Below are 11,429 nucleotides of genomic sequence, written 5' to 3'. Positions count from 1 at the left end.
TGACCTACCCTAAACGTCAATCGCTTCTTGTTTTGTTTATTTGATTTGTTTTAATGCCAGTTTCACAACCTGCTCCACTGGCGCATCGGGCTGATCCTTCAATATCTGCACCACGACTTTCTGCGTAGGAGCAGGCGAGAATCCCAACATAGTAAGGGCTGCCACTGCTTCGTCTCTGACAGCAGTATCAACAGCGACAGCTACCGATCCGCCAGCAGGCAGTTCGTCGGCAATGCCCAAGGCTACTATCTTATCTTTCAGATCAACAATGATACGTTGGGCAGTTTTCAGTCCGATACCCTTGATGCTCTTGATAAGTCGCTCATCACCGGTGGAGATCGCTGCACACAATTCTGCCACACTCATCGATGACAGCACCATTCGGGCTGTATTTGCCCCCACACCGCTAACAGTAATAAGCAGTTGAAACATCTCGCGCTCCTTCTTACCTGAAAATCCATAGAGCACATAAGCATCTTCGCGGATAGCCTCATAGACATAGAGTTTCACGGTGTTCTTTCCCTGTATCGCACTATACGTGGTGAGCGATATGCTCATGGCATAGCCCACACCGGCAGCCTCAACAGTGGCTGAGGCAGGACTGAGCTCTGCCAGTTCGCCTTTAATATAATCTATCATAACTTATAATTTTGTATTAATACAATAGTTATAACGCTTGTTGGTGACGATTTATTGTGTGAGACGCCCACAAATCTTCAAATTGTCAGAATTGAAGGTCAGAGAAGAAAAATATTCCGCCAAACTGTAACGATTCTCATGCAAAAAGTGTAATTTTGCACACAGACAGACAATAAGACAACTCAAAACAAGATACAAACATGAAGAAAATTCGCGCTGCCGTAGTTGGTTACGGCAACATCGGCAAATACGCCGTAGAAGCTCTTGAAGCCGCTGAAGACTTCGAGATTGCAGGAATCGTCCGCAGAAACGGAGCAGACAACAAACCCGCAGAACTGGCTGCATACCCTGTGGTCAAGGATATCAAGGAACTGAAAGATGTAGATGTAGCCATTCTTGCCACTCCTACTCGATCATGTGAAGAACATGCCATGCAGATTCTGCCTCTGGGCATCAACACCGTCGATTCGTTTGATATACATACCAATATCCGTGGTTATCGCGAAAGACTGATGGAGGTTAACAAGAAAACCGGTACCGTCAGTGTGATTGCTGCGGGATGGGATCCAGGATCTGACTCTATCGTACGTATGCTCATGCAGAGCCTCGCACCAAAAGGTCTGACCTATACCAATTTCGGACCAGGAATGTCTATGGGACACTCTGTATGCGTTCGTTCGAAAGCGGGTGTAAAGAATGCACTCTCTATGACTATTCCTTTGGGCGAGGGCATACATCGCCGCATGGTATATGTAGAATTGGAAGACGGTGCCAAGCTTGATGAGGTGACAGCTGCCATTAAAGCCGATCCATACTTTGCCAACGATGAGACACACGTCTTTGCCGTTGAATCAGTGGATGCTGTTCGCGATATGGGTCATGGCGTACATCTTGTGCGCAAAGGTGTAAGTGGAAAGACTCAGAACCAGCGTTTCGAATTCGATATGAGCATCAACAACCCTGCGCTCACTGCTCAGGTATTGGTCAATGTGGCTCGTGCCTCCATGCGTCAGCAACCCGGTTGCTACACCATGGTTGAACTGCCAGTCATTGACATGCTGCCCGGTGAACGCGCAGACCTTATCGAACATTTAGTATAACTCTATAAACGGAAGCCTGAGTCACAGCTATTTTCATAACAGCTGACAGCTTAGGCTTCCGTTATTCTTTATTCATCACAACTGTATGCACCACCTTGAAATCTCCGACGAACAGTCACTCGACAATGCCGGCATCCGTGTCACAGCCGTACGCTTGATGGTATGGCGCACCATACGCCATGGTTTCAGTGATGCTTTTAGTCTGGCAGATGTTGAAAAGGCCCTGCCTACAGTTGATCGCTCCACCCTGTTTCGCACACTCACCCTCTTTGCCAGTGTGCATCTGCTCCATGATATTGACGATGGAACGGGCATGCAGAAATATTGCGTCTGCCATTTTGACGATACCCGACAGTGTGACGGCCATGTTCATCTGACTTGTCGCAAATGCAACCGCACCTATTGTCTGACAAGCATACGCATACCCCATGTTCCACTACCCGATGGCTTTGTAATGGAAGAGGCGGAATATATCGTAAAAGGCATCTGTGCCGAATGTGCTAAAGCGGGGAAATAACATTTTTTACTATGCGGTGATCTGCCATTCACCAATTAGGAGCCGACATACCACACACCTATTCTGTATTTGAAGATAGAAGAGACCAACGTAAACGAACTATGCGAAAAGGCAATAGCAGGAAACCGACACTATAGAGACTGACCGTCACCGCACTTTACAGGCCATCAATGAAATGCTTGCCAACGCTATTAAGAATACCACGAAGGGAAGTATCCTTTTGGAATGTCGCAAGATAAAAAATGACCAAGGAACAGACAGTATCGCTTTCTGCGTCACCGATACAGGATATGGTATTGCACCTAAACATCATAAGAAGTTGTTTGAAAGATTCGTCAAACTCGATTCTAACAAACAAGGTGCCGGATTGGGACTCTACATCTGCCATACCATTGCTACCAAACTGGGCGGATCAATCACACTCGACCCCAACTATACTACCGGAGCGCGTTTCATCCTGATCCTCCCTGTTGTGGCACAAACAGCTACAACGTTAGAAGAACAACAATAAGAAAATAAGCACTACTATAAACAAATAAAAAAAGTATGAAAAAAACTATCACATCTATGCTGACTTTGTTGGCACTCTGCATGCCAGCACTATCGTCAGCGCAAGATTATCAGAAGTATTACAACCAGACTCCAGTCACGTTAAACCAACCACAACAGGTCAACATCCCCAGCCGAAGCATCACGCTGACAGAGGCAGGCGGAATAGGCGACGGTGTTACCCTCTGCACCAAAGCCATCCAGAATGCCATCGACAAGTTGGCACAACAAGGCGGTGGACACCTCATAGTACCAACAGGCGTTTGGCTGACTGGTCCTATCGAACTGAAAGACCACATCGATCTGCATTTGGAAAAGAATGCCATCATCTATTTCTCACCTGACAAAAGCATCTATCGCGATGCAGATACCAAAGCCCGGAGAGTATATCCATGCATCCGTGCCGAGAAACGTACTGACATTGCCATTACAGGAGAAGGTATCATTGACGGCAACGGTGCCCAATGGCGTCCCGTAAAGCGATCAAAAGTAAGCGATACAGAATGGAGCCAGTTTAAGAGTATGGGCGGACAGGAGATGAAAGATGGCACACTCTGGTATCCTTGGCAGATGCGCAACAGCTATCCTGACATTGCCAAATCGCCCGTAGCACAGGAGCAGATGCGCAACGACCTTGTGAGATTTGAAAAATGCAAAAGAGTTTTGTTCCAAGGCGTTACCTTCCAAAACTCGCCCCGATTCCACGTACATCCATGCTATTCTTCAGACATCATCATCGACGGCATCACCGTGCGTTGCCCTTGGAATGCACAGAATGGCGACGGCATCGACCTCTCCGACTGTCAACGTGTGCTGGTTGTCAATTCCACTGTCAATGTGGGCGACGACGGTATCTGCCTGAAGAGCGGACGTCCCAAAGCTTCTGCTGTATCAGGATGTGAAGACATTCTGGTAGAAAACAACACAGTATATCACGCACATGGAGCCTTTGTACTGGGTAGTGAGACAGCAGCCGGTGTGCGTCGTGTAGTGGCACGCAACTGCCGTTTTGCCGGAACAGATACCGGTTTGCGCTTCAAGAGCGGTGTAGGCCGTGGCGGTGAGACCAGCCAACTCTACATCAGCAATATCGTCATGACAGACATCAAAGACGAAGCCGTTGTTTTCCAGTGCGACTATGTCAATCGGCCAGCAGGAGCATCCGATGCCAAAGCATTGGCTCCAAAGGGTGATGAAGCACAATTTGTGCCCCATTTCCAAGATATCCATATCGACAATATCATCTGCCGTGGTGCAGAGACAGCCATCAAAGCCCATGGTATAGAAGGCATGCAATGCGTACGCGATATCAATATCAGCAACTCCACCTTCGTCTATAGCAAAAAGGGAGAAGACATTGATACAGCCAGTGCATCCGTAAAACTGACCAATGTGCGTCTGCTTAGCGATAAGAAACAATAACATGGCATAAAACTCCAATGATTGATAGTAGATAAAAAGCCTATCAGTTATCATACAAAACCAAAGGATAATGGGCAGAAATTCAGTTCTGCCCATTATTATTTCATTCAAAATTGCTAAAATATCACAAAAACCAGCCACAGACCGCAAATATCACACGAAGCCATGCATCAGTTAGCACATTTTTTCGTAACTTTGCAACCTAATAGAGACAATATATTGTAATTGTAATATAGCTATATAAACAACTAAGCGTAACACACTAATGAAATTAGACACATTGACCGCCATCTCGCCTATTGACGGACGTTACAGAAACAAAACAGAACAGTTGGCAGGATTTTTCTCAGAGTATGCACTCATCAAATACAGAGTGCGCGTAGAGATTGAATATTTCATCACACTCTGCGAGCTACCCTTGCCACAATTGGAGGATTTTGACCATAACCTATTCGAAACACTCCGCAACATCTACCGCAATTTCTCAGAAGAGAATGCCGGACGCGTAAAGGAAATCGAGAAGACAACCAACCACGACGTGAAAGCTGTGGAGTATTTCATCAAGGAAGAGCTCGACAAGATTGGCAATTTCGACAAGTACAAGGAGTTTATCCATTTCGGACTGACTTCACAGGACATCAACAACACCAGCGTTCCCCTCTCTATCAAGGAAGCACTCGAACAGGTGTATTATCCTATGGTAGAAGAGCTCATCGAACAGCTCAACGACTATGCCGAACAATGGAAAAACGTTCCTATGCTCGCCAAGACACACGGACAGCCCGCTTCTCCCACACGTTTGGGTAAAGAGGTTATGGTATATGTCTATCGCCTTGAAGAGCAGTTGCGTGGATTGAAAGACACTCCCATTACCGCCAAATTCGGTGGTGCAACCGGTAATTACAACGCCCACCATGTGGCTTACCCACAATACGACTGGCGCGAATTCGGTAACAAGTTTGTGGCTGAGAAACTCGGATTAGAGCGTGAACAATGGACCACTCAGATTTCTAACTATGACTGGATGGGCGCTATCTTTGATGCCATGCGCCGCATCAACACCATCATCATCGATCTCGATCGCGACTTCTGGATGTATATCTCTATGGAATACTTCAAGCAGAAGATCAAGGCTGGAGAGGTTGGTTCGAGCGCTATGCCTCATAAAGTGAACCCCATCGACTATGAAAATTCAGAAGGCAACCTCGGCATTGCCAATGCCATTCTGCAATTCTTAGCCCAGAAATTGCCCGTCAGCCGCCTGCAGCGCGACCTGACCGACTCTACTGTATTGCGCAACGTCGGCGTGCCTATGGGACATGCTGTCATTGCCATACAGAGCACACTGAAAGGCTTACGCAAACTCATTCTCAACGAAGAGAAGATAGAGGCAGACCTCGACAACACATGGGCTGTGGTAGCAGAAGCCATCCAAACTATCCTGCGCCGCGAAGCATACCCCCACCCCTACGAGGCTCTGAAGGCATTGACTCGTACTAACCAGAAGATGACCCCAGAACTGATTCACGAATTCATTGCAGGTCTGGATGTCAGCGATGAGGTAAAAGAGGAACTTATGGCTATTACGCCAATGAATTATACAGGCATTTAAAGTATTAACCCCCAAAGAGGAACCGTGAGGTTCCCGAAAAAGAAAGGAAACAACAATTATGGATTTCGAAAACGAGAAGAAGACAGAAGAACAATCTGCAAACCAGCAGGGCGCCAGCAACCGAGAGGGTTACTCCAACCAACAGAACACTTATCGACAGGGGCGTTCACCACGTCCCCGTATTCATCAACAGACACGCACCTATAACCAGGGCGGCTACAACCGCAGTCAGAACGATGATGAAGGCGGTTTCCGTCCAGAAGGATTCGGTGCCGGACTTCAGAACAATAACGCCCAGCGTTCCTATCGTCCCCGCTACAACAATCAGCAGGATGGTGAACAGGGCGGATACCAGCCACGTCAGCAAGGTGGATACCAGCAGCGTGGAGGATATAACAACAACCGCGGTGGTTACCAGCAGCGCGGCGGATATCAGCAGCGCGGCGGTTACAACAACAACCGTGGATATAATCGCGGATACAACAACAATCAGCAGGACGGTGAACAGGGCGGCTACCAATCACGCCAGCAAGGCGACTTCCTGCAGGGAGGTTATCAGCAGCAAGGCGGATACCAGCAGCGTGGCGGTTACCAACAGCGCGGCGGTTACAACAACCGCGGTGGATACCAGCAGCAGGGTGGATATCAGCAGCGTGGCGGTTACAACAACCGCGGCGGATACCAGCAGCAGGGTGGTTACCAGCAGCGTGGCGGATATAACAACAACCGCGGATATAATCGTCAGCGCACTGCAGACTATGATCCCAATGCAAAGTACAGCTTCAAGAAGCGTATAGAATATAAAGAGGAGAACTACGATCCCAACGAGCCCATCCGTTTGAACAAATTCCTTGCCAACGCCGGTGTTTGCAGCCGTCGTGAAGCTGATGATTTCATCCAGGCAGGTGTAGTGACCGTCAACGGAGAAGTGGTAACCGAATTGGGCACCAAGGTATTGCGCACCGACGAAGTGAAGTTCCACGACACTCCTGTCACTCCAGAGAAGAAAGTCTATGTGCTGCTCAACAAGCCCAAAGACTACGTGACCACCAGCGACGATCCTCAACAGCGTAAGATTGTGATGGATCTCGTCAAGGATGCTTGTCCTGAGCGCATCTATCCTGTAGGTCGTCTCGACCGCAACACCACCGGTGTGCTTCTGCTCACCAACGATGGTGACTTGGCATCGAAACTGACCCATCCTAAGTTCCTCAAGAAAAAGATTTATCACGTTTATCTCGATAAGAACGTGACTGCCCATGATATGCAGCAGATTGCCGAAGGTATCACCCTCGACGACGGTGACATCAAAGCCGACGACATCCAGTATGCAGACCCTGTTGACAAGAAGCAGGTGGGCATCGAGATCCACTCTGGTAAAAACCGCATTGTACGCCGTATCTTCGAGAGCCTCGGCTATAAAGTAACCAAGCTCGACCGTGTACAGTTTGCCGGACTTACCAAGAAGAACCTGCGTCGTGGCGACTGGCGCTACCTGACAGAGGAAGAGGTAGATCGTCTGCGCATGGGTGCTTACGAATAAACCAACAACGACTCACTGAAAATATAATAAGTGATGAAAAGAACTAAGATAGTAGATGTACTGAAGAGTACAGACTTTGGAAAAGATGTTTGTGTAAAGGGATGGGTACGTACCCACCGTAGTTCGAAGGCCGTTGACTTCATTGCCCTCAACGACGGAAGCACCATCAACAACGTACAAATCGTTGTTAACCCTTCACAGTTTGATGAAGAAATGCTCAAGCAGATTACCACTGGTGCATGTATCTGTGCCACTGGTATTTTGGTAGAGAGTCTGGGTGCTGGTCAGAGCAGTGAAATTCAGGCCAAGACCTTGGAAATCTATGGTCTCTGCGATAACACTTATCCCATGCAGAAGAAAGGTCAGTCGTTTGAGGTGATGCGCAAGAATGCACACCTCCGTCTGCGTACCAATACTTTCGGTGCTGTGATGCGCATACGCCACAACATGGCTATTGCCATCCACCAATACTTCCATGAGCATGGCTTCTTCTATTTCCACACACCACTGATTACTGCCAGCGACTGCGAAGGTGCCGGACAGATGTTCCAGGTGACCACCAAGAATCTCTACGACCTGAAGAAGGACGAGAACGGTAGCATCATCTATGACGATGACTTCTTTGGCAAGCAGACTTCACTGACCGTCAGCGGACAGTTGGAGGGTGAGCTCGGTGCCACCGCACTGGGTGCCATCTATACTTTCGGTCCGACCTTCCGTGCTGAGAATTCCAATACTCCACGCCACTTGGCTGAGTTTTGGATGATTGAGCCAGAAGTCGCCTTCATCGACCTCAACGATCTGATGGACCTTGAGGAAGACTTCATCAAGTATTGCGTGCGTTGGGCTTTGGAAAACTGTAAGGATGACCTTGCTTTCCTCAACAAGATGATCGACAAGACGCTGATTGAGCGCTTGGAGGGCATATTGAAAGATAGCTTCGTGCGTCTGCCCTACACCAAGGGTATTGAGATTCTGGAAGAGGCTGTGAAGAACGGTAAGAAGTTTGAATTCCCCGTATCATGGGGTATGGACCTCGCTTCCGAGCATGAGCGTTTCCTTGTGGAGGAACACTTCAAGAAGCCAGTCATCATGACCGACTACCCACGCGACATCAAGGCTTTCTATATGAAGCAGAACAACGACAGCGAAGAACGCCGTACCGTTCAGGGCACCGATGTGCTGTTCCCACAGATTGGCGAAATCATCGGTGGTTCTGTTCGTGAGGAGAGTTACGACAAACTGATGGCTGAAATCGAGCGTCGCCAGATTCCTATGAAGGATATGTGGTGGTATCTCGACACCCGTCGCTATGGCAGTTGTCCTCACGGCGGTTTCGGTCTCGGTTTCGAGCGCCTCATCCTGTTTGTCACCGGCATGCAGAATATCCGCGACGTGATTCCTTTCCCACGTACTCCAAAGACAGCTGATTTCTAAATCACACATAGCAAGATGAAAGACGGCACCCTTCACGGGTTGCCGTCTTTTTCGTTGATAGACAAAAGAAGAATGTTTCGATGCTATCGAATGCACCATATATATAATGTACGTACGCGCACGCACACGCGACGTTATGATTTTGTTAACATCAAACACCCAACTGCATAATATCCTATAGGACATCGACTTACGTGGGTGTTCGATGATGACAGGATAGTTTTCAAACAGTGGCAACACCTTTATCAAACGTTGAAAACACTTTTATCAAACGTTGAAAACACTTTTATCAAACGTTGGATAATACTTTTATCAAACGTTGGATAATACCTTTATCAAACGTTGGATAATACCTTTATCAAACGTTGGATAATACCTTTATCAAACGTTGGATAACACTTTGATCTATTATGCACTCTTATACAATATTACACAACATCGCTATACAACGTTTCCTAATGTATTCACCGACTCACACTTGGTAGTTTGGGTTGTTGATAGTAAAACGTTGGTCGGTGGTCGAGTGGTGGTCGAAACGAAGGCAATCGACCACCACTTAAAGTATTGTGTAATAACACCTTACACTATAGTGGTGGTCGAGTGGTCGAAATTTTCTGAAAACTAAAATTTATGCATGCACACATTTCATATTGGTAGCCAACTGCTTAACACTACTTGCACCAACCAATACACTTGTCACGCCATGCTGTTGGAGAATCCATGCCAATGCCATTTCTGCCAATGTTTCTCCACGATCAGCAGCCTCTTGATTGAGTTGTTGCAACTGTGCCAGGAGTTCGGGCGTTAATGCCGAATGTTTCAAGAAACGCTCTTGAGCCATGCGACTATCGGCAGGCACTCCGTTGAGATAACGGTCGGTAAGCAATCCTTGCGCCAACGGTGAGAACGATATGAAACCGATACCCTCTGCTGCACAATAGTCGAGCGTGCCATTCTCCTGCGGTGTGCGGTCCAACATGTTGAGTTTGTCTTGGAATATCAACAATGGTGTGTCGTGTGCTTTCAGATAGTCCACCGCTTTCTTCAATGCATCCAGTGGCCAACGGCTGATACCCAAATAGAGTGCTTTGCCTTGGCGCACAATATCCACCATGGCTTGTAGTGTTTCCTCTATCGGGGTGTTGGGATCGAAGCGATGGCTATAAAACAAATCGACATAGTCTATGTGCATGCGCTTGAGGCTCTGGTCGATACTCGCCATAAGATACTTACGCGAGCCCCACTCTCCATAAGGTCCAGGCCACATATCGTAACCAGCTTTGGTCGATATGAACAGTTCATCGCGGTAGCGCTTGAAGTCATCGTCCATGAGTCTGCCCATAGTTTCTTCTGCCGAACCGTATGGCGGTCCATAGTTGTTGGCAAGATCGAAATGGGTGATACCATGGTCGAAAGCGTAGTGAGTGATGGCACGACTGCGCTCATAAGAGTCGTTGCCTCCGAAATTATGCCAGAATCCTAAACTGACTTTTGGAAGCATCACTCCACTGCGTCCACAGCGCTGATAGAGTGCCTCTGCATCGGCGTAACGGCTATTGTCGGCCGTATAGATTTCTTTCAGTTCCATAATGTTTGATGTATTTGTGTCGATAAAGTTACACATATTTTCCGAAGATCTGTTGTATATCACAAACTTTTTTACTATTTTTGCAAAGTAAAGACATTATTAACCTATAAAAAATGAAAAAGACTCTTCTATTAGTTGCCATGGCTCTGTTGGGCCTTACCCATGTTTCGGCACAGGATGTCGATGATCTTGGAATTTTCAACCACCTTAGCATTGGTGCGGGAGTGGGTACCACCGGTATCACTATCGACCTTGCTGCGCCCGTCACCCCCTATGTAGCCGTACGCGCTGGTGTTGATATCTTCCCTAACATTAAGGTGAAGACCGATTTGGATATTGATGTAAATGTAGATCAGCAGTACGAACATTATATCAGCGGCTTTACTATCCCTAAAGATGTGAAGGTAGAGGGCAAGACCGACATGATAGGTGGCAATGCCCACGTCCTGTTTGATTTCTTCCCCTTCAAACAGAGCAGTTTCCACTTGACTGCCGGTGCTTATTTCGGTAAAGACAAGGTGGTCAGCCTCTACAACAAAGAAGATGGTGCGCTGAAAGTCATCAATCAGGCCAACCAGATATTGATCAACGAGGGAATAGCAAACCCCAATACCCACGAAAACATGATTGGTTTGGATTTGGGCGATTTCTTTCTGACTCCCGATCAGAATGGTAATGTAGATGCCACGCTGAAGGTGAGCAAGTTTCGCCCCTATGTGGGTTTAGGCTTTGGACGTCCCGTACCGATGAAGCATCGCTTCACTTGCAATTTCGACCTCGGTGTACAGTTCTGGGGCACACCTGAAGTTTATCTGCGCGACAACAAACTGGAGAAGACCACAACCAATAGCGATGCTGGCGAGGTATTGAAGGTTATCAGTAAGATTTCTGTTTATCCTTCGCTCAACATCCGCTTTGTAGGTCGCATTCTCTAATGAGGCATATCTATTAATAAGGTGTAGGCAGCACATGGGTGCTGCCTACCTTTGTTTCTATTGATGATGTTGCGTTATTGCCGTTGG

General features: G+C 47.4%; 10 protein-coding genes. 8 read left to right on the top strand and 2 right to left on the bottom strand.

The window, feature by feature from the left end:
• Positions 1 to 36: 36 nt before the first annotated feature.
• Positions 37 to 639, bottom strand: coding sequence for a Holliday junction branch migration protein RuvA (gene ruvA, locus CIK93_RS08650; RefSeq protein WP_094391385.1), 603 nt, complete (start codon positions 637 to 639; stop codon positions 37 to 39).
• 200 nt (positions 640 to 839) lie between these two features.
• Here ruvA and CIK93_RS08645 point away from each other — a divergent pair, with 200 nt between their 5' ends.
• The 7 genes from CIK93_RS08645 (at position 840) to asnS (ending at position 8,819) form a co-directional block, all read left to right on the top strand.
• A complete protein-coding gene (locus CIK93_RS08645) occupies positions 840 to 1,739 on the top strand; it encodes a diaminopimelate dehydrogenase (protein WP_094447096.1) in 900 nt (299 codons plus the stop codon).
• Positions 1,740 to 1,824: 85 nt separating this feature from the next.
• Complete coding sequence (locus CIK93_RS08640; RefSeq protein WP_094391387.1) at positions 1,825 to 2,256, top strand: Fur family transcriptional regulator; 432 nt, start codon at positions 1,825 to 1,827, stop codon at positions 2,254 to 2,256.
• 133 nt (positions 2,257 to 2,389) lie between these two features.
• Complete coding sequence (locus CIK93_RS08635; RefSeq protein ID WP_256387580.1) at positions 2,390 to 2,767, top strand: sensor histidine kinase KdpD; 378 nt, start codon at positions 2,390 to 2,392, stop codon at positions 2,765 to 2,767.
• Positions 2,768 to 2,802: 35 nt separating this feature from the next.
• On the top strand, positions 2,803 to 4,227 hold the full coding sequence (locus CIK93_RS08630; protein WP_094447094.1) for a glycoside hydrolase family 28 protein: 1,425 nt from the start codon (positions 2,803 to 2,805) through the stop codon (positions 4,225 to 4,227).
• 265 nt (positions 4,228 to 4,492) lie between these two features.
• Positions 4,493 to 5,839, top strand: coding sequence for an adenylosuccinate lyase (gene purB, locus CIK93_RS08625; RefSeq protein WP_094391390.1), 1,347 nt, complete (start codon positions 4,493 to 4,495; stop codon positions 5,837 to 5,839).
• A 58-nt stretch (positions 5,840 to 5,897) separates the two neighbouring features.
• Positions 5,898 to 7,382 carry a pseudouridine synthase gene (locus tag CIK93_RS08620; protein WP_094447093.1) on the top strand — a complete coding sequence of 495 codons (1,485 nt, stop codon included), beginning with the start codon at positions 5,898 to 5,900 and terminating at the stop codon, positions 7,380 to 7,382.
• A 33-nt stretch (positions 7,383 to 7,415) separates the two neighbouring features.
• Entirely contained in the window at positions 7,416 to 8,819 is a 1,404-nt protein-coding gene (gene asnS / locus CIK93_RS08615) for an asparagine--tRNA ligase (protein ID WP_094447092.1), read from the top strand.
• Between the two features lie 628 nt (positions 8,820 to 9,447).
• Here asnS and CIK93_RS08610 read toward each other — a convergent pair.
• Positions 9,448 to 10,407, bottom strand: a complete 960-nt coding sequence (locus CIK93_RS08610; protein ID WP_094447166.1) for an aldo/keto reductase — start codon at positions 10,405 to 10,407, stop codon at positions 9,448 to 9,450.
• A 113-nt stretch (positions 10,408 to 10,520) separates the two neighbouring features.
• Here CIK93_RS08610 and CIK93_RS08605 point away from each other — a divergent pair, with 113 nt between their 5' ends.
• Positions 10,521 to 11,342 carry a hypothetical protein gene (locus CIK93_RS08605; RefSeq protein WP_094447091.1) on the top strand — a complete coding sequence of 274 codons (822 nt, stop codon included), beginning with the start codon at positions 10,521 to 10,523 and terminating at the stop codon, positions 11,340 to 11,342.
• Positions 11,343 to 11,429 lie beyond the last annotated feature (87 nt).

It is taken from the genome of Prevotella sp. P3-92 (assembly GCF_002251205.1).
In the GTDB taxonomy this organism is placed as follows: domain Bacteria; phylum Bacteroidota; class Bacteroidia; order Bacteroidales; family Bacteroidaceae; genus Prevotella.
The sequence above is the reverse complement of the archived record's forward strand: the minus strand, read 5'-3'. Positions and strand labels throughout refer to the sequence as shown.